The 21,695-nt window shown below is 55.3% G+C and carries 19 protein-coding genes and 2 pseudogenes; 9 read left to right on the top strand and 12 right to left on the bottom strand.

Translation table 11 applies throughout. The features are described from left to right. Positions 1 to 45 precede the first annotated feature (45 nt). The 8 genes from PRZ03_RS14250 (at position 46) to PRZ03_RS23970 (ending at position 9,039) form a co-directional block, all read left to right on the top strand. Positions 46 to 2,385 (top strand): glycosyltransferase family 32 protein, encoded by a 2,340-nt coding sequence (locus PRZ03_RS14250; protein WP_273600916.1) that lies wholly within the window; start codon positions 46 to 48, stop codon positions 2,383 to 2,385. A 44-nt stretch (positions 2,386 to 2,429) separates the two neighbouring features. Further along, positions 2,430 to 3,221 (top strand): glucose-1-phosphate cytidylyltransferase, encoded by a 792-nt coding sequence (gene rfbF, locus PRZ03_RS14245; RefSeq protein ID WP_273600915.1) that lies wholly within the window; start codon positions 2,430 to 2,432, stop codon positions 3,219 to 3,221. 17 nt (positions 3,222 to 3,238) lie between these two features. Then, the gene (gene rfbG / locus PRZ03_RS14240) at positions 3,239 to 4,345 is read left to right on the top strand and encodes a CDP-glucose 4,6-dehydratase (protein ID WP_273600914.1); all 1,107 of its coding nucleotides are present in this window, start codon (positions 3,239 to 3,241) and stop codon (positions 4,343 to 4,345) included. A 10-nt stretch (positions 4,346 to 4,355) separates the two neighbouring features. After that, positions 4,356 to 4,784, top strand: a complete 429-nt coding sequence (locus PRZ03_RS14235; protein ID WP_273600913.1) for a dTDP-4-dehydrorhamnose 3,5-epimerase — start codon at positions 4,356 to 4,358, stop codon at positions 4,782 to 4,784. After that, the gene (locus tag PRZ03_RS14230; RefSeq protein ID WP_273600912.1) at positions 4,781 to 5,647 is read left to right on the top strand and encodes an SDR family oxidoreductase; all 867 of its coding nucleotides are present in this window, start codon (positions 4,781 to 4,783) and stop codon (positions 5,645 to 5,647) included. The genes PRZ03_RS14235 and PRZ03_RS14230 overlap by 4 nt, the downstream gene beginning before the upstream one ends. 196 nt (positions 5,648 to 5,843) lie before the next feature. After that, positions 5,844 to 6,878, top strand: coding sequence for a GDP-mannose 4,6-dehydratase (gene gmd, locus PRZ03_RS14225; RefSeq protein WP_273600911.1), 1,035 nt, complete (start codon positions 5,844 to 5,846; stop codon positions 6,876 to 6,878). A 17-nt stretch (positions 6,879 to 6,895) separates the two neighbouring features. Beyond that, positions 6,896 to 7,840 carry a GDP-mannose 4,6-dehydratase gene (locus tag PRZ03_RS14220; protein WP_273600910.1) on the top strand — a complete coding sequence of 315 codons (945 nt, stop codon included), beginning with the start codon at positions 6,896 to 6,898 and terminating at the stop codon, positions 7,838 to 7,840. Further along, the gene (locus PRZ03_RS23970; RefSeq protein ID WP_273600909.1) at positions 7,837 to 9,039 is read left to right on the top strand and encodes a class I SAM-dependent methyltransferase; all 1,203 of its coding nucleotides are present in this window, start codon (positions 7,837 to 7,839) and stop codon (positions 9,037 to 9,039) included. The genes PRZ03_RS14220 and PRZ03_RS23970 overlap by 4 nt, the downstream gene beginning before the upstream one ends. 13 nt (positions 9,040 to 9,052) lie before the next feature. Here the strand turns inward: PRZ03_RS23970 and PRZ03_RS14210 are convergent, their stop codons facing one another. From PRZ03_RS14210 to PRZ03_RS14180, 7 genes are all read right to left on the bottom strand, one after another. Continuing rightward, entirely contained in the window at positions 9,053 to 10,027 is a 975-nt protein-coding gene (locus PRZ03_RS14210) for a class I SAM-dependent methyltransferase (protein ID WP_273600908.1), read from the bottom strand. Beyond that, on the bottom strand, positions 10,024 to 11,514 hold the full coding sequence (locus PRZ03_RS14205; RefSeq protein ID WP_273600907.1) for a glycosyltransferase family 4 protein: 1,491 nt from the start codon (positions 11,512 to 11,514) through the stop codon (positions 10,024 to 10,026). Before PRZ03_RS14205 ends, PRZ03_RS14210 begins: the two co-directional genes overlap by 4 nt. Before the next feature lie 7 nt (positions 11,515 to 11,521). Continuing rightward, a complete protein-coding gene (locus tag PRZ03_RS14200) occupies positions 11,522 to 12,199 on the bottom strand; it encodes an ABC transporter ATP-binding protein (protein WP_273600906.1) in 678 nt (225 codons plus the stop codon). Beyond that, positions 12,196 to 12,981, bottom strand: coding sequence for an ABC transporter permease (locus tag PRZ03_RS14195; protein WP_273600905.1), 786 nt, complete (start codon positions 12,979 to 12,981; stop codon positions 12,196 to 12,198). Before PRZ03_RS14195 ends, PRZ03_RS14200 begins: the two co-directional genes overlap by 4 nt. Positions 12,982 to 13,001: 20 nt before the next feature. Continuing rightward, positions 13,002 to 14,105 (bottom strand): hypothetical protein, encoded by a 1,104-nt coding sequence (locus tag PRZ03_RS14190; RefSeq protein ID WP_273600904.1) that lies wholly within the window; start codon positions 14,103 to 14,105, stop codon positions 13,002 to 13,004. A gap of 69 nt (positions 14,106 to 14,174) precedes the next feature. Further along, positions 14,175 to 15,278, bottom strand: a complete 1,104-nt coding sequence (locus tag PRZ03_RS14185; protein WP_273600903.1) for a glycosyltransferase — start codon at positions 15,276 to 15,278, stop codon at positions 14,175 to 14,177. A gap of 11 nt (positions 15,279 to 15,289) precedes the next feature. Further along, a complete protein-coding gene (locus tag PRZ03_RS14180; RefSeq protein WP_273600902.1) occupies positions 15,290 to 16,381 on the bottom strand; it encodes a glycosyltransferase family 4 protein in 1,092 nt (363 codons plus the stop codon). Positions 16,382 to 16,668: 287 nt separating this feature from the next. Between PRZ03_RS14180 and PRZ03_RS14175 the strand changes: the two are divergent. Continuing rightward, positions 16,669 to 16,980, top strand: a pseudogene (locus PRZ03_RS14175) (integrase core domain-containing protein); the annotation flags it as partial. A gap of 41 nt (positions 16,981 to 17,021) precedes the next feature. Here the strand turns inward: PRZ03_RS14175 and PRZ03_RS14170 are convergent. The 5 genes and pseudogenes from PRZ03_RS14170 to PRZ03_RS14150 form a co-directional block, all read right to left on the bottom strand. Then, positions 17,022 to 17,271: pseudogene (locus PRZ03_RS14170) on the bottom strand (IS1634 family transposase); the annotation flags it as partial. A gap of 27 nt (positions 17,272 to 17,298) precedes the next feature. After that, complete coding sequence (locus tag PRZ03_RS14165) at positions 17,299 to 19,179, bottom strand: polysaccharide biosynthesis protein (RefSeq protein ID WP_273600901.1); 1,881 nt, start codon at positions 19,177 to 19,179, stop codon at positions 17,299 to 17,301. A 40-nt stretch (positions 19,180 to 19,219) separates the two neighbouring features. Then, entirely contained in the window at positions 19,220 to 19,816 is a 597-nt protein-coding gene (locus PRZ03_RS14160; protein WP_409993965.1) for a sugar transferase, read from the bottom strand. Between the two features lie 5 nt (positions 19,817 to 19,821). Further along, positions 19,822 to 20,982 (bottom strand): DegT/DnrJ/EryC1/StrS family aminotransferase, encoded by a 1,161-nt coding sequence (locus tag PRZ03_RS14155; protein WP_273600899.1) that lies wholly within the window; start codon positions 20,980 to 20,982, stop codon positions 19,822 to 19,824. Then, a complete protein-coding gene (locus PRZ03_RS14150) occupies positions 20,979 to 21,689 on the bottom strand; it encodes a class I SAM-dependent methyltransferase (RefSeq protein WP_273600898.1) in 711 nt (236 codons plus the stop codon). Before PRZ03_RS14150 ends, PRZ03_RS14155 begins: the two co-directional genes overlap by 4 nt. Between the last annotated feature and the right edge of the window lie 6 nt (positions 21,690 to 21,695).

Genomic DNA, 21,695 nt, shown 5'->3' with positions numbered 1-21,695 from the left:
AAGAAAATATACTACACCCCATACCAACAAAAGAAAGTGCCGCCCATGTCTCATAAAAATCCGAAAATTCTCCATAGAATCTACTTCGACAACTTTGCCCCATTTCATGACCCGTTTGAGCATTATCTAGAATCTTGGTCCCGGGAAATGCCTGACTATAAAATCATGAAGTGGAACATGAGCAACCTTAATGTTCATGAAAATGCTTGGACGAGCACGGCATTTTCGGCAAATGCGCCAGTATTCCTTTCCGAATATTTTCGCTGGAAAGTTCTAAGCGAATATGGAGGCGTTTATCTAGACGCTGACTGCGAGATATTGAATGGAAAAATTTTACATAACCTGATTGAGGATCTTTACTCTTCTACAGAATATGACGATTTCTTTGGCGTTGAAGAGAAAACGAATGGACACCCCACGGCACAAACTGTAGGTGCAAAAAAAGGATCAGAGCTAGTCCTGTTCATGAAGGCGCTTTATGAACAGAATTTACCCGAGTTGTGGGAGTGGCGTGAGCGTCGTGGACTTATTGGGCCTCAACTGATGTCTTTATTTTTTCTAAATAAAGGAATTAATATAAAGGATGATGGCTTCTTCAAAAATATTGAAGAACCGACAGTTTCTTTCCGGTCTAAAGTTTACCCTCAGACTTATTTTTCGCCGAAATTTACACTTCTCGGTGAATCTCTCGATTATCAGACTGCAAAAACTTGTGTTTATCACATGTTCGCCAATTCAAATGTCGACTTCTCCGGAAAACGACAGCTCCATAAAGCACGGGAAAAGGCTCAGACCTTTGATGAATATAGAGCAGCCATTGAAACTTCATTGAAATTTCCGCGTCGATTTGACGCTTCTTGGTTGAGCACCAACGCTGGTCGGCAAACTGAAGACGGCATTCAAGTTGAAGGTGTAAACGGCGTCGTCGTTCACGGACCCTATGCCACGCTACCGGCCGACCAGTATGTGGCAAAACTGCATTTCACCAGTTCAGCGACATCCGGAATGGCCGAAATGCGCGTAACTTCAGATCTTGGAAAAAATGTATTGGCCATTAAACGCACCTTGCTTCCACTGACAGGCGAGCAAACAATTGTTTCACCGATGTTCAACACAGATGTGTCGACTGATAACATTGAAGTGGTTTTATCCATTAACGGGGTCAGCAACATAACAGTTAAAGATGTTGAGTTTGACATTTGGAAGCATCAAAATAGTGGAGCGTCACCAGCAGGGTCGCTAAAAATCCTGCACCGCATCTACTTTGGCTTCGATGGGAAGCCCGATCAATTTAAAAGGTATCTAGAGACTTGGGCGGAACATCTTCCAGACTACAAGATAATGCACTGGGACGCCTCAAACCTCCCAATGGATATTAATCCATACGTCAGAAAGCTATATGAGGAAAAGGATCATGCCTTCCTAACTGATTATTTTAGATGGTTCGTCTTGCGAGAATACGGCGGCACTTATTTAGATGCCGACGTCGAACTTGTAAATGGTGAAATATTTAATCAACTCATTGAGGAGCTAGAATCCTCGACTGACCATGAAGCATTCATCGGGATCGATGAAATGAATGGCGGCTGGTATACAGCACATTCAATGGCATCTAAGCCAATGAGTGATCTAAGCCAGTTCATGTGTAATGTCTATGAAAATTTCGGTAGCTTCGTAGCTTGGCGCAAAAAGGGCTTTTACTTTTGGGCGCCCCAACTAGTTGGTCTGTTTTTTACCAACCGCGGCCACCACAAAGACGGCATGGGAACAACCCCTCGACTAACTACACCTACCGTTGTCGCTGGCGTTAAAATCTACCCTCAAGATTGGTTCTCGCCTCTCGCACCAAGTGCGGTTACAACTGAGCCATTCACGTTAAACGCACACACAAAGAACACATGTCTTTGCCACCACTTCGCATGTTCATGGCATGACGCTGGATCCAAGTACCTAGAATACTCCCAGAAATCCGGCGGGCAAGCCAACGTGCTTCTTGCCGACATCGCGGCGCGAGTAGATACAAAAAGAAAGTTCTCTGCGACCGAACTTTCCACGAGCGTTGGCAAACGATTCGATGGTGGAATCGTCACGAATAGTACGTCGGGTTATCTTACCTACGGTCCGTATATCAACATGAGCGCAGGCAACCACTTGGTGGAGTTCTCCCTTCGAAATATCATGAACATTGGAGATGCGACTTTGGACATTGTTTCAAACATGGGTGAAACAATTTTACTGGAAAAGACGAAAATTTCATCGTTAGAAGATGGTGTGTTTTCGAGGTCTGTTAGCCTGAAGGGTCCCGAGAATGCAGTAGAATTTCGCATACACATTGACGAGCTTTCGGATTTTTCAATATATGAGTTGAATATTCAGAAAATTTAACAAGTCGCCCATCAAATACCCTACAATAAACTTCGAAATAGTGCATGAAAATCATATCTGAAACACCAGTGGTTATCCTTGCCGGCGGATTGGGAACCCGCTTACGAGAAGAAACCGAGACTAAACCCAAGCCAATGGTGGAAATTGGAGGGAAGCCTATTCTCTGGCATATAATGAAGCACTATGCTTCATTTGGTACGCGGGAATTCGTCATTTGTCTGGGCTATAAAGGCGAGCTTATAAAGGAATTTTTTTTGCGGTATCGCGCAAACCAAGGCAGCATCACGACCGATCTCTCGAGTGGCGAAGTCAAGTCCCATAATGATCAACCTCGCGAGCCGTGGACGGTTCATTTACTGGAAACCGGTGAGAAAAGTATGACAGGCGGCCGCATAAAGCAAGCTGCGGCATTTCTGAAGGGTCGGCGCTTTATGGCTACGTATGGCGACGGTGTATGCGATGTTAATATCGATGAGTTGATGCGTTTTCACATTGATCAAGGGCGTCAAGCAACGATCACTGCCGCTAGGCCTCCCGCTCGGTTTGGTGGGCTAACATTTGACGGTGGGAAAGTAACAGAATTCGCAGAAAAGAATCAGATCAACGAGGGGTGGATCAACGGTGGATTCATGGTGCTGGAACCAGAAGTTGCAGAGTTGCTCCGCTCAGATGAGGAAGTTCTTGAACGCTACCCGCTTGAAACTTTGACGGCTCGCAATCAATTAAGCGGGTTTCAGCACAGCGGATTCTGGCAATGCATGGATACAGTACGCGACGTCACTTATTTGCGTGAACTCTGGGATGCGGGGTCGCCACCGTGGAAAACTTGGAAATGACATCTTTAAAGAATCCAATGAATATTTTCAAAAATACATATTCCGGGAAAAAAGTTCTTGTAACTGGACATACTGGGTTCAAGGGTAGTTGGCTCATTACGTGGCTCAACCTATTGGGTGCCGAAGTTTGTGGCTACTCAATTGGCATACCAACGAGTCCATCCCTGTTTGAAGATGCCGTTCTCGCAGGCAGCATCAGACATGAAGTAGGCGACGTGCGGGATAGAGCGCAACTTCATGCAGTCATGCAGGATTTCAAGCCAGATTTTGTATTTCATCTTGCAGCCCAGGCAATAGTTTCAACTTCATATGCCGAACCATTCGAAACGTTTGATACAAATGTAATGGGTACGGCTGGAGTTCTGGACTGTCTCCGCAAGGTGGACTGGCCTTGCGTAGCAGTTATCATTACGAGCGACAAGGCTTACGATAATGTCGAATGGCCGTGGGGTTACAGAGAAACTGATCGGCTTGGCGGCAAAGATATATATAGCGGATCCAAAGGGGCGGCAGAGTTAGTCTTTAGCTCATACTACCACTCATTCTTCCGATCAATCAATACGAACGTGAGAATGGCGACCGCTCGCGCAGGAAATGTGATTGGCGGCGGCGACTGGGCCAAAGACAGAATCATTGCTGATTGTGTGCGTGCGTGGCAAACTAATGATGCAGTACAAATCCGCAGTCCAGCGGCAACTAGACCATGGCAACACGTCCTGGAACCGCTAAGCGGCTATCTCGCGCTGGGAGCCCAATTAGCACTTGATGCCGGTCTACACGGGGAAAGTTTCAATTTTGGACCGAAGGCAGAACAAAACGCGAAGGTTGTTGAACTTTTGGCAGCGTTAGCTGAGGTCTGGGGATTTGATGATCCATCAACCAGTTTCGATGTGGTTGGAAACTCCCCGTTCTACGAAGCCAGTCTGCTCAAATTGAATGTAGACAAGGCTTTACTACAATTGCAGTGGGAACCCAATTTATCTTACTCCGAATGTATGTCGATGACAGGCGTTTGGTATCGAGAGGTTGTCAAGAATTCAGCCAACGCTTTGACAATGACGAAGACACAAATCATGGAATACCAGAAAATCGCGACAGATCGACTGCGTAGTTGGACTGTTTAGGAGAGAGGGAATGCTCGGAGTCACCACCACCAAGTTGCGCCGTATCCAGACAGTCGGCGGGGATGTACTTCACGGGATGAAGAACATCGATGCCGGTTTTGATGGGTTCGGCGAAGTCTATTTTTCGTTTATAAAACCCCAGCAAGTGAAGGGGTGGAAGCGCCACGAGAAAATGACTTTAAATTTTGTAGTGCCGGTAGGGGAGATACAGGTATGCGTCTGCGACGAAAAATCTGGGGACTCCAGTAGTTTCGTTCTTGGCCCAAGGACCGATGAGCTTTATAATAGGCTAACAATACGTCCTGGACTTTGGGTTGCGTTTGGCGGGTTAGGAAGCACCGAGAGTTTGTTGGTTAATATTGCAAGCATTCCCCATGACCCTACAGAAGCAACCAATGTTCCTCTAGATTCATTTTCTTGGTCTTGGCCCAAAGCATGACTCAACGAATTGCACTTTGTGGCTCGGGCGGATTATTGGGCAGTGAATTCCGATCGGCCCTATCAAAGGATCTTCGGGGTTTCATGCAACTGCCGAGAGCATGCATCGAAGATGCCGATGTTGAGGTAATCACGGCAATACTGCGCGAAGCGAAGATATCCATCGTAATCAACTGCATTGCGCACACAAATCTAGAGGCCGCAGAAGTTGATCCTTCTTTGGATAAGTTTGTAAACTCAACCATACCAGGTGCACTCGCAAAGGCCTGCAGCAGCCTCAATATTCTCCTTGTTCATTTTTCAAGCACAGGGTGCTATGGTCACTGGAAAGATGATCCATACATTGAATCTGATCAGTTGGTGCCCCCTACGCAGCATCACTTGGCCAAGTACCGGGGAGAAATGCTAGTTAGGAGTAGTGGTTGCAGACACTTGATCATCAGAACTGGATGGCTGTTTGGAGGCTCAATTGATCAACCCAAGAATTTTGTCTGGAAGAGAATACTCGAAGCGAGTCAGTCAACTGATATCATCAGCGACAATTCGCAGCGAGGTTGTCCCACCTATGTTGGTGACGTTGTCGCTCAATCATTGGCCATGCTTAGTGAGGAAATTTCTGGGACTTTTAATGTCGTCGCTCATGGTTCGGCGAGTCGATATGAATATGTAGCGGCAATTATTAGCTTTGCTGGACTATCGTGTAAAGTCAAGCCGGGCCCGGGATTCAAGCGACAAGCCCCTGTATCCATGAATGAGATGGCAGTTAATTTTGAACTACAGCAACAGGGTATGGACTTGATGACTCATTGGCGTACGCCTTTGCGCCGATACATTCTAGGGCTACCGCTTTCTTTAGTACAATAGGGGTTGGCCTCTCCAAATTGGCAAAAATTGCCAAAATTATTCGAGATAATTTTAGTTCTCAAACGATCATTTTTTCCTCCTACGGCAGCACAGCAAAAGTAGATCGCTTGAACTCGGCTCTTTACTTTGCCTTTTTTTGGCAACCAGCGCGGCTTGGACTGCAAAAATTCAACGATTTTTTTTGAAAAATTACTCTATGAAGACGGCAATTGTCACGGGTGTTACAGGTCAAGACGGCGCCTACCTCACCGAACTGTTGCTCTCCAAGGGCTACACGGTCTACGGCACTTATCGCCGCACCAGTTCCGTCCACTTCTGGCGCATAGAAGAACTGGATATTGTCAACCACCCCAATCTGCACATGGTCGAGTTCGATCTGACCGACCTGAGTACCTGCATCCGCTTGTTGCAGGCGTCCGGAGCCACCGAGATTTACAACTTGGCCGCGCAGAGCTTTGTGGGAGTCTCGTTCGAGCAGCCCATCACTACGGCCGAGATTACTGGCGTAGGCGCTGTGAACTTGCTGGAAGCCATCCGTATCGTCAATCCGAAGGTGCGCTTCTATCAGGCCAGCACTTCAGAAATGTTTGGCAAGGTGCAGGCGATTCCGCAGATCGAAAGTACCCCCTTCTACCCGCGCAGCCCCTATGGCGTGGCCAAGCTTTATGCCCATTGGATGACGATCAACTACCGCGAGAGTTACGGCATCTTTGGCTCCAGCGGCATTCTGTTCAACCACGAGTCGCCGCTGCGAGGCCGCGAGTTCGTGACCCGCAAGATCACCGACAGCATTGCCAAGATCAAGCTGGGCAAGCTGGATGTGCTGGAACTTGGCAATATCGACGCCAAGCGCGATTGGGGCTTTGCAAAGGACTATGTGGAAGGCATGTGGCGCATGTTACAGGCCGACCAGCCCGACACCTATGTGCTGGCCACCAACCGCATGGAGACCGTGCGCGACTTCGTCACCATGGCTGCCAAGGCTGCAAGTATGACCTTGGAATTCCGCGGCACGGCCGAAAATGAAACGGCCGTCGACACCGCGACTGGCAAGACGGTGGTGCGCGTCAACCCGCGCTTCTATCGCCCCGCAGAAGTGGAGTTGCTGATCGGCAACCCTGAGAAGGCCAAGAGCGAACTGGGCTGGGAACCAAAGACCACGCTGGAAGAACTGTGCGCCATGATGGTGGCGGCCGACCTGCGCCGCAACGAAATCGGTTTCTCGTTCTGAAGCGGGCAACAACGCCTATGTCTCGCATCCTCGTCACCGGAGTCAACGGCTTCACTGGGCGCTATCTGGCGCCCGAGTTAGTGGCCCAAGGGCATGAAGTTCATGGTCTGGTGCATCAGTTGCACGGGGCCGACGAGCCGTTGACCCGGGGCGTGCATCAGTTGCATGGATGCAATTTACTTGATGACGCCTCGATCTCCAGACTCATCCAAGAACTCAAGCCGGACAAGGTGGTCCATCTTGCAGCCATTGCCTTTGTTGGCCACGGTGATGTCGATGCGATCTACCGGACCAACATCGTAGGGACCCGCAATTTGCTACAGGCCTTGGCCCGTGCAAGCGCGGCGCCGACGGCGGTACTCCTGGCCAGCAGCGCGAACGTCTACGGCAATGCCACGGCCGGCGTGATCGATGAATCGACCACGCCGGCACCCGCCAACGACTACGCGGTCAGCAAACTTGCAATGGAGTACATGGCAGCCACCTGGCAGTCGCAATTGCCCATCACGGTGGCGCGGCCGTTCAACTACACCGGCGTGGGGCAGGCCGAGAATTTCCTGCTGCCGAAAATCGTCGCCCATTTTTCCAAGCGGGCGCCGGTGCTGGAGTTGGGTAATTTGGACGTGGAGCGCGATTTCTCAGATGTGCGCACCCTCACGCAGTGCTACAGCCGTTTGTTGAGCACGCCCTGCGCTGGGCAGGTTCTCAATGTCTGCTCAGGGCATGGCCAGTCCCTGACAGTGATTCTGGCGCTGGCTGCCGAGATCGCCGGCTACATGCCGGAGATTCGTGTCAACCCGGCCTTTGTGCGAGCCAACGAAGTGCACAAGTTGGTCGGTAGTTGTTCACGGCTAGAGCAGGTCATCGGACCCATCGATGCAATTCCCATCAAGAAGACGCTGGCCTGGATGATTGCAGCGGCAACGTCTCCTTCAGCGAACGGAGCAGGATCTCTAAAGTGAATTTTTCTGGTTATGTTTCGGCGGCCACATCAGTGAACAAGGTGGCAGCCGGTCGGAACTTTTCCGTGCAGGTTCGAGTTCACAACCGCTCCGGCCAGTCATGGCCGTCAGACACATTGCACCCACTGAATGCCTCTTACCACTGGGATAGCGCCACTACCGGCACGACGGCCGTTCATGACGGCCGTCGCAGCCCCCTGACACCGGCTACCGTCGAGAACGATGGGTATGCGGATTCTGAGCTTGTCGTCAGCGCCCCCAAACTGGCCGGGCGCTATCGCCTGGTAGTGACAGTTGTTGCAGAAGGTTGGGCCTGGCTGGAGCAGCACGGGCTGACACCCGCCGTGCTGGAAATCGAAGTCGCCATCGCACAATCAGCCGTTCTGACACGGAAGGGCACAGACATCGAGTGGGAGCGCTGGGGGTCGGATGACCCCTATTTCGGCGTCCTGACCTCCCCCCAGTTTCGCCAGCAAACGATGACCAACGAAGCAAGGGCCGTTTTCTTCGCCAGTGGCCATGCCCATGTGAAGCAAGTTCTGAATACCTGCAGAGCGCATCTGGCAACTGATTTCGTTCCCAATAAGGTGCTGGACTTCGGCTGCGGGGTGGGGCGGCTGGTCATCCCGTTCGCCAGCGTTGCGCATGAGGTGGTCGGGGTGGACATCTCACCCTCCATGCTGGCGGAAGCTGCGCGCAACTGCCATGAACAGTCCGCATTCAATGTGGAGCTGCTTCCTTCAGACGACACATTGTCAGCGCTGGATGGCGACTTCGATCTGGTCCATAGCAGCATCGTGTTGCAGCATATTGAAGTGAGCCGAGGCAGGATCCTGTTCGAGCAATTGGTGCAACGCATCCGCCCGGGAGGCTTGGGCGCGATCCAAATCACCTATGGCTGGGATGTTTATGCCGACAGCTTTGGTCAGCAGCCGGCGATACCGCCGGTGCCTTCGCCCACGAGATTGCAATTGCTCAAGGCTGAAATCAGGTCGCATTTGCCGAGGAAGACAAGATCCTTTGCCACAGTTGCGTCGGCTGTCGCCACAGATCCTGAGATGCAGATGAATTTCTACAATCTCAGCGAGCTGATGTTCCTTTTACAACGGGCAGGCATATCGCGGGTTTACAGCGAACTTACTGATCACGGCGGTGCATTGGGCATCTTCCTGTACTTCCAGAAACCGCCGAATGGTTAGCGCCCGCTGAAATTCAGCCGTTCTCGTTGGCTCGCGTGAAAACGTACAGCAGCCCGAAAAGCGAAGGTTCGCATTCGATTCTCTTCCCTTCAAAGCCGTAGCGGGCGAAGAGTTCGTAGAGAAAGGGCTCGGAGAAGCCCAGTTCCATCCATTGCTGCTGCCGAACGACGGCCGCAACCTCGCTGTGCAGGCGCACGCCCCACGGATAAGGCACAGCGGCATTTTCCTGTTCGACGATGGGCTCGCCGCCCAGAATGATGCGCCCACCCGGTGCTAACAGGCAATCCAGTCGCTGGACCAACTGGGAAAAGTCCAGGCAGTGGTGGAAGCTCTCGTAGAACCAGATCAGCTTGTAGCGCTGCTCGGGGCGTGGCCGATAGCCAAACTGCGCATGGAAAGCGGTCAGTGGGACGTTAAAGAAGTCGGCCTGCTCCTGCACGAAACGGCAAAAGGTAGGTGAGATATCAACAGTGTCGACATTCACACCCAGACGTGCCAAGGCCAGCGCCGTTTGAGCAAAGCCCGCCCCGTACTCCAGTGCCCAATCACCAAATGCCAGCCCGCAATACTTTAGCAGCATGCCCGAAGCAATCCAATGATCCGACGCGCTGGCAACAGCGAGCGGGTCCCGCCGGACGTAGAAACCAGGCTGGCGGATCGGGTCAACTGTGCCCCAGTCCGCCTCCTTCTCATGCAGTTCGGGGTTATAGGGGAGGTCAGTACCGGCGATCAAGGCCCACAGCTTAAGTTGCTGCTGCATATAGGCTTCGCCCCACGGATCTAGGCCCAACTGGAACCATTCAGGCAAACGCATATGCGCATGCGCGTACGGACCCCACTCGAGGCTCATCGAACCCTGCTCGTAATAAGCCCGCCGCACGGTTTCGATATCTGCGGCGTCGAACGTAGACGACGCGAGCTGATTCGATCCACTCACGCGACGACGTACGCGGCTCGCGAGCTCACGCAGGAACTTCAATCCGATCATTGCTCGCCGCAGACGCGGTGCAGGAAGTCCTGCCACTGAGGCAGAACGACAGCAGGCCGGTACTGGGCCGTAACCTCGCCGCCTGCAGATCTCAGTTCGGCACGACGCGCCGCGCTCTCCGGGCCCATCAGCCGATCCAGAACGGCTGCCATCTCCTGCGGCGAGTAGGCACTGAAATACTCGGCCCCAGCACCGTAGACGTCCTTGTGCACCTGAATATCCGACGCGGCCACCACGCCACCGCTGCACATCGCCTCCACGCCGGAGAAGTCGAAGCCCTCGCCGAAACTGGGGCACACAGTGACCTGCGCATGGCGATACAAGAGGCGCAAGTCTTGCGGCGGCACGTCGTGCAGCAGATGGAGGCCGCCACGCCGCAGCCAAGGGGTAAAGCGCCTCAAGATGGCCTCGTGATCCCAGCCCATCGAACCTACGCAGATCAAGTTCAGTTGACTGTAGCCCTGCGTGCGCAACAACTCCCAGGCATCGAGCAGCGCTTGATGATTCTTGCGGGGCTCCACCGTGCACACCATCAGCAAGTAGGGCAAGGCACCATCTTGCAAATCGCCATCGCTCACATCGGCACCACCTTCATGGGGCGCTTGACGATTTTTGCGACTCCAGATAATTTCTGGCACGCGGGAGGGTGGGCCCTGCTCGGGAACGTAGTGATGCGACACCATATTCGGAATCGTGACCGCTCGGTCTTCCAATTCCGGCATAACCGACAGCAAATCGCGCCGAGTGGCTTCCGACACACAGGCAAACCAAGCGCCGTCGGCGGCATTGCGTTTGAGCGCGTGGAAATGCATGGCGCGGTGATAGCCCCGATCCTTGATGGTATGGGGCATCAGCAGCGGAATGGCGTCGTGGTAACGCACGATCATGCGAGTACCGCGACTGACCCGACCTGGGTAGGGCGTCTCGGCAATCATCACGTCGATGCTGCGGGTATCCAAACGCGGATAGACCGCGTGACCCAGGGCTGCCGAGGCAACGCCTACGGCGTTCATGCTGGACCATGGCCAGCGCATGACTCTGAACTCGCGGCTTGTCACGGTGGCAAAATCTTCGACGGGCAATGACTTCGCGAACATCGCTCGCCAGACGAAGTCCTTAAAGTGCGCGGGATCGAATCTGCTCAAGGCGATCTTGCGCCCGATCAAGGCAGCCGCCCCAGCTGCCAGCGGGCCGACAATGCGTAGCAAGCGCTTGCGCCAATGCTCAAACCGATGCGAGGCCGGCCCTTGCTGCAGCGAAACCACAACACGCGATAGCCGATCGATCTCTGCCGCAGAGTCTACGGGTGAACTTTGCTTAAGCTTTGCCGTCGCTAGCCCTGCATCAAGAACAAGATTGCCACTCTGCAGCAGGCCTAGGACATCGACATCGTCCATGCCGGCAAGGCCGCGGAACAACAAGCGCGCCTCCTGCGGAATACCGCTATGGCCGTCCAGAGCAGGACGCATTTCGAGCAGAATTTTCAAACGCACCTCAATCAAACAGCGGCCCTGGCGGGGGAACGTGCTGGTTTTCGTAAAATTCAAAGGCCTCGTCGACGGTCGGGAACTCATACAAGCGACCAAGATGCAATACCGCCGCCCTCTCGCAGTAGGCCCGGATGATATTGGGGTCGTGCGAGACGAGGATGAAAGAACGGTCTTTGCGCTTCTGAAACAGCTCCACATGGCAGCGGTCACCAAAGCGCGCGTCGCCGACCGACAATCCTTCATCAATCAGGAAACAATCGAATTCGATGGCCATCGAGAGCGCAAAGGCCAGCCGCATGGTCATGCCAACCGAATAATTCAGCACCGGCTCGCGCAGATAGATGCCCAACTCGGTGAACTCCTCGACAAAAGGCACCAGCGGCTTCCAGTCAACGCCATAAACGCGGCAAACAAATTTCAGGTTATCCAGGCCAGTCAAGTGAGTTTGAAAGGCGCCCGTAAAGGCCAGTGGCCAGCTGACGCTCATGTCACGGTGAATGCGCCCGGAAGTTGGATTTTCAGCGCCACTGAGTAGTCGCACCAGCGTGCTCTTGCCCGCGCCATTGCGCCCTAATATTCCGATATGACGCCCGCGCTCCAGCGTTAGATTGACGTGACTCAGAATATGACGTGGCCCCAAGCGGGTGTGATAGTCCTTGCAGACATTGTCAAGCCGAATCATCGCGACCCCACCCTTTTACCGGCGTCCCGCACCAGGAAGAGGCCAAGCAAAGTCAGCACCAAATTAATCGTGGCCATATAGGCCATGTCATGATGCGTACGCACCGTCGCCCCAAAATATCCCTCCCTCACTAATTCCACACCGTGCACCATGGGGAGTATGAGAACCACCTTCTGCAGGGACGCAGGCAGCCAATCCACCATGAAAGCGGCACCCGATAGCGGAAAGAGCAGGTAGGACGCCGGATGCCAAAGTCTGTCGACAATCTCGCTATATGCCGTCCCCGCGCCAATAACCATGGCCAGTGCTGCGCCGAACCATGCAAGCATCAACCAGCCTGCCACGACCAAGAGAGGGTCCTCTGGCGGAGCAATCCATCCAATAGCCGAGAAGAAGGTTGCAAGGATGATGAAAGAAGCCGTTGCGCCTGCCATTTCCAGACTCACACGAGTCACGAAGACATCAATGACACGCACATTTCGGTGGTACAACAAGCTGGCATTACTCTGAATGCCGCTGTTACATCGATTGACAGCATTGCGCCACAACAGCACCGACGAGTAACCGGTGATCGCAAACGCAACGATCGGTAGGCTCGATCCGTGGTTCATGCCGGCTGATGTCCACAAAGCAGTAACGCCAAGGGTGAACATCATCGGCTCGGCAATCAGCCATAAAACGCCCAAATTCTCGCGTCCGAAGCGGGTAATGACCTCGCGCATCATCAACGCCCATATGACACGCCTTTGGATGCGCAGCGAATCCATCAATGACTTGTACATCAGCAATTGCCTTGTGCCACTCAAGCCGTGTGCTCGCGAATGCTTGCGATTACGAGGCGGACGACGCCCCACAAGATCAAGCCTAGGATGAACACCGTCAAGATGGACCGCAATCTGCGCGGCTCGGCGGACTTGTCGGGCTCGTTGGGCTGAACCAAACGCTCAAGATACAGCTGTTTGCGCGAGGCTTCGCTGCGAGCGGCGTCTAAGGCCACCAGCGCACCAGCGAGTTGCCGATCAGCGAAAGTCTTCTCCAGTACGAACCGGTCATAAGCGGGTGACTTGGCACTCAGCGCTCCATTGCCACCCAATACAGTGGCGCTCTCGACGGAAAGCGCCTTGCGCAAGGCATCGACGCGACTTTCTAGGGAAGCAATCTGAGGGTTGCTGGGCGACACCTTGCGAACCTGCGCCAGTTGTGACTCAGCGTTAAGTAATTCCTCACGCAGACGGGCTACGCTTTGCAACTGAATCATGCTCTGGCGATCGGGGTCGAAAACCGAACGATCGGCCCGGTATGAAGATAGGGCCGCCGCCGCAGTCTTGGAGCGCTCCTCTGCAACTTGCACCTCCTGTTCGGCCACTCGGATTAAATCCTGCCGGCTGCGCAGGTTCATCGTATTGACCAAGCGCTCACCCATCTCCAGTAATTGCTCGTTGATCCGCTTGGCATCTTCACCCGAAAAAGCCCGAACGCGCAGCACGCTGATGGATGAGGCGGTGTCATATTCGACATCGACATGGCGAAGATAATATTTATGCAAGGCCTCAAAACTGGTATCCCAGCGCTCAAAACCTGGAAATCGGCTGATAAAATCAATATGCGGCCTAGTATAACCAGCACGAAAATTCAACTTACCATCAAGTTCACCTAAGGCATCCCGCGAGCGGATGTAATCGTGAACAGAATAGGTGTCATCTTGCGACCTAGAGAACGAGGATCCTTGCAGTAAGGCACCCAGCCCGGACTGCGCTTGCCGCTGTGGATTGCGCACCACGAATCTTGATTCCGATATATAAACATCAGATGCAATCAGTCCATAATAGATTATAGCAACGACGGTCGGAACAATAACTGTGAGCACAAATATGACGTCAAAACGACGACGAAAGCGGCTTGCCAATGTAGAGCGTGACAAAATATTTTACCCAATTTAAATCATTGATAAAAGTCTACGGAACACTCACGACCTTCAGGTCAACTGTCCGTATAGTTCGATTGTTTTGGCGGTCATTCTTTTTGAATCAAATTCCTGTTCGTAGCGCTTGCGCCCGCCCGCACCAAGAGCGGCCCGCATCTCTACATCATCGAGAAGGCTGCGCAACGCTGCCGCCAGCGGGCGACTTTCTCCAGCGCAGACATTGAGCCCAGTCACGCCATGCTGGTTCACCCAGGGCACGCCTGAACCCGCAATGTCCGTTGCCACGACTGGCTTTCCCATCACCATAGCCTCGAGCATCGCCACACCATAGGCTTCGGCGCGGACCGTCGATGAAAAACAAAAAACATCGCAGGCGGCAAAGTAACTCGGTAATTCATTGTCGGGGATATGCCCGACAAACTGTACCTTGGCAGTAAGCCCCTGCTGGCGGGCTATGGATTTAAAAGTTTCCAGCATCTCCCCCACCCCGCCTATGACGACCACACAATCATCAGGCAACTGGCTTGCAGCTTCGACGAGGATGTCAAATCCCTTGTAGTAAGTCATGCGCCCAAGCGCAAATACCATGCGGCGCTCACCATATCTTCGCCGGAGCGTCTGCACCAAGTCGGCGCTTGCGGCGGGGCGATTGTCGCTGATGCCTATCGGGATCACACAGACCTTGTTGCGCCAGGGTTGCAACGGTTCCGATGCATCCATATAAGGCGGGCTCGTCGCTATCACCGCATCCGCGCGGTGCAACAACCATCGTTGCAGCGGCTCATAGACCACCAAGGAGCGCCTCTGCCGAATCACGTCGCTGTGCCAGTGCACAACAACACGGCATTTCGGGCGAGCCAGCCACACAGCTAGTGCCGCCATCGGATCTGGCATGTGAACATGCAAAATATCCGCGCGCCGACCCATTTCCGCCACCAAGCTTGGCATCACTACGGACATCGAAGTGGAGAGGAACATGCCCACGGAGCCCGCCCGCACCACGTCGTAGTCACCAGGAAAATGCTCCCGCACAGTCAACCAACTTTGGTTGGAACACAGTACGTCTGCGCGCATGCCGTTTGAATTCAAGCCTTCAACAAGCTCCCAGGCAACAGACTCGATGCCACCGAGCACCGGAGGATAGAACTTGCTCAACTGCAGAATTCTCACGGCGCCGCTCCGCTGAGTTTGATCCCTGCGCGCAGACGCTCTCCCGCACTTGCCCATGTCCACATCCGCGCCCGAGCAAAACCGCGCTGCCTCAACTCCTGCCTGAACAAAGGTTCGTCGATTAGCCGCTGTAAAGCGGCGGCTATCGACTCGATGTCCAGAGGGTCGCAATACAGGACGGCATCAGCACATACCTCGGGTAAAGATGCCGCGCGAGCCGCGATGACCGGGCATCCTAGTGCCATCGCCTCCAGCGGAGGCAGCCCGAACCCCTCATAAATGGACGGAAACACAAATCCCAGGGCCCCACGATACAGAGCAACCAAGGCCTCATCACTCACAGCACCCAGAGTCAGCATACCGGGCTCTTCATCAATGTCGTCGCCTGAAAAAACCCTGGAATTGCCACCGCCCACAAGGACGAATTTGATAGCCGACGGCCTCAGGGCCGCAAAAGCAAGCGCAAGTCGCTGCATGTTTTTTGTTGGATTTTGGCTTGCTACCGCGAGAAAATATTGATTAGGAGTCAGCCCTGAATTTGCCAGGATATTCTCGTCCGCCTGAACCACTGAAAGATGTTCACTGCCAAGCCCAAGCACAACAAACGTTGAATCAGGCACACCTAGCGCCAAGGAAAGGCGATCCCTCGAGAAATTCGAGACCGTGAATAGACCCTGCGCCCGCGCAACCAGACGCCTGAACAGCCAACGGTACCAAGACAAAAAAATCTGGGCATAGGCATCTGGCTGGTCAAAAATCGCGGCGTCGTGCATTACGCAATACTGCTTGCGCGCTAGTGCGGGTGCTGCGCCGGCCAGATTCAAAAGACTCCCAGTACGAGCGGCAAAAGGCAGTATCAGTTGCTCCCATAGAGTAAGTGACAGCCAACGGGGGCCGATCACCCGTACCGTAATGTTCTGCAAATTTGCAAAGCCTCCGCTTGGGGGGCAAAGCAGTTCAGCAGGGGCCTCCAGCGTTTGATCAAGCTCCCGAACCAATTGTTCGGCGACCCGCTGAACACCTGTCATGCGCTGGGCCGTGAACTTCCCGTTGATGAACAGGCATTGCTTTCTTTTTATGGCGGCCATTCAACAAAGCAGAAAAATTACCAACGATGAGCTAAGGACGCGCAGTTGAACCGCCCAAAAACAAGCTAGCCCTGTCCGACTGACTCGAGCCGACAGGCCAGGAACGCAAAACTAGGATTATGCCAAACGTTTGTGTCAGGCCATGGACTGCCGCTGAGCAATAAGCTAGGTGATGGCCGGCACGCTAGGCGATCGCATTACGGCTCGCCCAGTCAAACTCTGCATCCAGCCAGCAGGGCGTCCCATAAACACCTCCATGAGTGAAGGTGTTTATGGGACGCCCTGCTAAATCCGCTCAATACGTTTCCATTCGGTACAGCGAGCGCCTCGCCGAAGCCGGCATTGAACCGTCGGTGGGAAACAAGGGGGATAGCTACGACAACGCAATGGCCGAGACAATCAACGGGCTCTATAAGGCCGAATTGATTCATCGCCGGGGGCAATGGAAAACCAAGGAATCCGTCGAGCTGGCGCCCCTTGCATGGGTGGCTTGGTTCAACCACCAACGCCTGCTCGGACCCAGCGGCTACATCCCTCCTGCAGAAGCTGAGGCAAGCGATCACCGGCAATTCGCCAATCAGGCTGCGGCAGTAGCCTGACTTACACCAACTGGCCTCCTCGGAATCCGGGGCGATTGAACTTGCAGCTTACCCAACTCTTCCATGTTGGCGGTGCTCAAGAGCCCCCGGCCAGTAATCAGCACCACAGGTTTGAGCGGGCAGCGCTCCAACAGGCCGCGAATAACGGGCAACAGGGCTTTGGCCTCTGCCGTACTGCCGGGTGAACTTCATGCGGGTTGGGCAGGCCTTCGGCGGTCTGCACCGAAAGAACATGAATTGGCGCTCCGCCAAACCGGATCTGGCCCAGCCATAGGCGCGCACATCATCTTCGAAGTCTGTCTGCCCTGGGAACATCACTCAGTGCTTCGAACTGAACGCCGCCCCCAACAACTCCCGCAGCACTTTGCGCACCGCCTTATCATCTGCCTGCCCAAGCGCGCTCGCCCCATTCAGCAGCCACCCCATCACCTCGGCACGCTGCCGGCTGTCATCCAAACGAGCTAACGCCAATCCAGCGCAGCTCGTCGGCAGCGTGGCGTCGCTATCCGCCAGCAATTCCTCGAACAACTTCTCGCCCGGCCGCAGGCCGCTGAACTCGATTTGGATCTCGTCTTGGCCGCGCCCGGACAGGCGGATCATGTCACGCGCCAAATCAACAATCCGCACAGGCTCGCCCATGTCCAGCACCAGTACCTGCCCGCTTTCGCCGATGACGGCTGCTTGCACGACCAAGCGTGCTGCCTCGGGGATGGTCATGAAGTAACGAGTAATGTCGGGGTGGGTTACGGTGACCGGGCCACCTTTGGCGATCTGCTGCTTAAACTTGGGGATCACGCTGCCGCTGCTCCCCAATACATTGCCGAAACGCACGGCCATGAATTTGGTGGCGTGGCCCTGCTTTTTTGATTCAGCAGCCATATGGCTGATCACCAATTCCGCCGCCCGTTTGCTAGCACCCATGACACTGGTGGGGTTGACCGCCTTGTCGGTGCTGATCAAAACGAAACGCTCGACGCCACTTTCGGCCGCAGCAAGAGCTGCGTGATAGGTGCCCAGGGTGTTGTTGCGCAAGCAGACCCAGGCGTTGTCGACTTCCATCAAGGGCACATGTTTGTAGGCGGCGGCATGAAAAACGATTTGTGGCTTGTGTTTGCCGAAGGTGCAACGCAGATGCTCCAGGTCCTTGACGTCGCCGACCAAGCGCAGCAGAGGAATGTGCGGGAACTTCTCCGTCAACTCTTGTTCGATCAGATACAGCGCCACTTCGCTCAGCTCGTAAAGTACCAGCAGGCGCGGCCCATAACGCGCCACTTGCCGACACAGCTCGCTGCCAATGCTGCCGCCGGCACCGGTGATTAGCACTACCTTGCCGTTGATGCATTCGCTGATGCCGCCCTCGTCCAGTTGCACCGGCGCACGGCCCAGCAAATCCTCGGGCTCGATGTCGCGTAACTGATCGACCTTGCGGCCCGTCTGCAGTTCCTCCAGATTAGGTACGGTCAACACATGCAGACCGGTCTGCCCGGCCAGATCCAAGGCTCGGCGCCGTTGCTCCGTCGCTGCCGAAGGCATTGCCACGATCAGATGCGTAATGCCGTGCAAAGGCGCGAAGCGCGTGACCTCCTCCAAACGCCCCAGCACGGGGATGCCGGCGACACGGGAATCTTGCTTGGCCGGGTCATCGTCGAGCCAGCCCACCACGACCCAGCCCTGGTGCTGTATGCCCGCCACCGCCAAGCGCCCAGCCTGACCAGCCCCCAGCACCAGTGCCCGGTGCGTTTCGACCGAGCTGCCGCTGATGCGCCCGCGCATATGCTCGTACAGCATGCGGTAACCCAAGCGCATCATCGCCAGCGCAATCAGACAAAAGAGCGGATGCAAGGCCAGCACGGCGCGCGGAACACCGCTCAAATGAGCCATCAGCACCATCGTTGCGCCCAGCGTGCCGGCAATCGCGCAGGCCGCCGCTAAGCGCTTGACCTCTCCGAAGCCGCTGAAGCGCCACATGCCCTTGGGTACGCGCAGCAGCCACAACACCAGCACATAGAGGCCGACCAAAGCGAGCATGACCCATTCGTCGTAGCTAGGCCGAGCCGACATCCAACGCTCGAAACCGAGCCGAAACAAATAGGTCGCCTGCCAGGCCAGCGCCACAAGGGCAGCGTCCAGCAACAGGGAGAGCGCCTCGCGGTAGGGTCGAATGCGGGTTAAAAAACCGTCGAGTGAGAGCCAGAACATAGTGGGGTGGATTGTCGGCGCAAACTCAGCTCCGCTCATCTCAACTTAGGATTGCCTTGACCGTGCGCAGCAACAACGTCAAGTCACCAATGAAGCTGCGCGTTTGCACATAGCGCGCCGCCAGGGCCAGCTTGGCCGGCATGACCTGCTCGACGTAGCAGGCTTCAGGGTCGGCGGCTTCGGCGAGCAAGCGACTCTCATCACGATATTCAATCGAAGCCAGATCGGTGATGCCAGGCCGCACTGACAGCACCAACTCGGCGATGTCCGCCGGATACAAGGCCACATAACGCGGCACCTCGGGGCGCGGCCCGACCAGGCTCATCGCACCGCGAAAGACATCCCAGAGTTGCGGCAACTCATCCAGCTTGCTGCGGCGCAAGACCTGACCGGCGCGGGTGACACGAGGATCGGCGCCAATGGTGATTTGCGGACCCAAGCTGGGTGCATCCGGCCGCATGGTGCGGAATTTGTGGATAGAAAACATCCGGCCTCGCCGCCCTACCCGCTCTTGCCTGAACAGCACCGGGCCGGGCGAGTCCAGCTTGATCCACAGCGCAATAGCCAGCAGCAGCGGCGCCAGCAACACAAGGCCAAGCGCAGACAGCAAAACATCGACAAGCCGTTTAGCCCACATCGGCATCAGCCTGCTATCGCGCGAACCGCCGCAATCACGCGCTGCACATCTGCGTCCGTCATGGCGGTGTAGAGCGGGATGCTCAACATCCGCTCAAACGCTTTTTGCGAATGCGGGAACTGCTCAGGGCCCAGTTCATAACGCTCACGCCAATAAGGGTGCAGGTGCAGCGGGATGTAGTGCACGCTGCAGCCAATACCGGCGGCGTACATGCGCTCGATAAAGACGTCACGCTCGATCTCCAACTCATCGCTCAAGCGCAAGACGTACAAATGCCAGGAATGCACATCGCCATCGGGCGCCTCCGGCGGCAAGATCAGGGGCAGATCGACAAACGCTGCGTTGTAGGCTTGCGCAATCGCTTCGCGCCGAGCTTGAAAGGCTGGTAGCCGCTTGAGTTGATGAATCCCCAGCGCCGCCGCGATATCGGTCATGTTGTACTTGAAACCGGGCGCCACGATCTCGTAATACCAGCTCGGCGTCTTGGCGGTGAAGCGGTCAAACGCATCCCGGTTCATGCCGTGCAAGCGCATCACCCGCGCGCGCTTGGCCAGCTCCGCATTGCGCGTCACCAGCATGCCGCCCTCGCCTGTCGTCATGGTCTTGTTGGCGTAAAAGCTGAACACCGTCGCGTCGCTGCCCAAGGTGCCGATCAGCTCTTTTTCCAGCGTGGTGGGCAGCGCATGGGCGGCGTCTTCGACCACCCGCAGGCCATGTTTGCGGGCGATGTCGAGGATGGCGATCATGTCCACCGCCAGGCCGGAGTAGTGGACCGGGATGATGCATTTGGTCCGCGGGGTGATCGCAGCTTCGACCAGCTTGGGGTCGATATTGAGTGTGGTCGGATCGATGTCGACCAAGACCACGTCGGCGCCGAGGTAACGCACCACTTCGGCGGTGGCGGTGAAAGTATGAGTGGTGGTGATGACTTCATCGCCAGGGCCGATGCCACAGGCCTCCAGCGCCAAATGCAGGCCAGCGGTGGCCGAGTTGACGGCAATGCACTCGATCTGCGGCTCACCCAAGAAGGCTGCAAATTCCTGCTCGAAGCGCTTGGCCTTGGGGCCGGTGGTGACCCAGCCGGAGCGCAAGGTGTCGACCACCTCATTAATTTCGTCCTCACCAATCTCAGGCAAGGCGAACGGCAAAAACGGCAAATCACTCATGGTTTCTCGATCACGGCCAGCACATGCGTGCGCAGCCAGGGAATGCTGTTGAACAGGGTATAGGCGCTCGGATGCAGGCGGCAAACGAGGCGGGCCAAGGGCGGCGCCAGGGTCAGGCGCTGCCACTTGATGCGTGCCTCGGGGAACAGCTCACGCACGCGCTTCAGCGGCACACCGCGCACATCCGGGTTGCGCGGATTGTCGACGATGAAGTCATACCAAAGCACCGCCCCGCCAGGTTTGAGCCAATGCCACATGGCCTGGGCCAGGGCCGCCTGCACGGTGTCGCTCAAGATGGAAGAGAACACCGTGGATTGCAAGACCAGGTCTTGGCTGGCCGGCGCGATCTCGGCTTGCGAGGCATCGCCTAAGCTCAGGCGCAGGGCCTCGGGCAATACCGTGCAGGCCGCCGCATGGCGCTCGGGCAGCAACTCCACCCCTTGCAGATGCTCGGGTCTGAAGCCAAAGCGCAGCATTTCTTGCAAATTGCCACCGGCGCCGCAACCGACCTCGGCCAAGTGCCAATCCGCCGGCGTCCCCGGTCTTTGCGCCAAAACGCGCAGCAAGGCCCGCTGCCGCTCTTGCCACATCTGCCAGACTTCCGGCCGCAAGAGGCTGTAGCGGTCGATGGGCACTGCGCCCGCGCGGCGCTGGTAGCGCTCGGCAATGGCCTCAAGTTCTTGCTCTTGGTCTTTGCGCGGGTTCATGCGCGC

Origin of the sequence: Roseateles albus (assembly GCF_028595345.1) — a bacterium.
In the GTDB taxonomy this organism is placed as follows: domain Bacteria; phylum Pseudomonadota; class Gammaproteobacteria; order Burkholderiales; family Burkholderiaceae_C; genus Paucibacter_A; species Paucibacter_A albus.
Note: the sequence above shows the minus strand (reverse complement) of the source record. Positions and strands in the feature narration are given on the sequence as shown.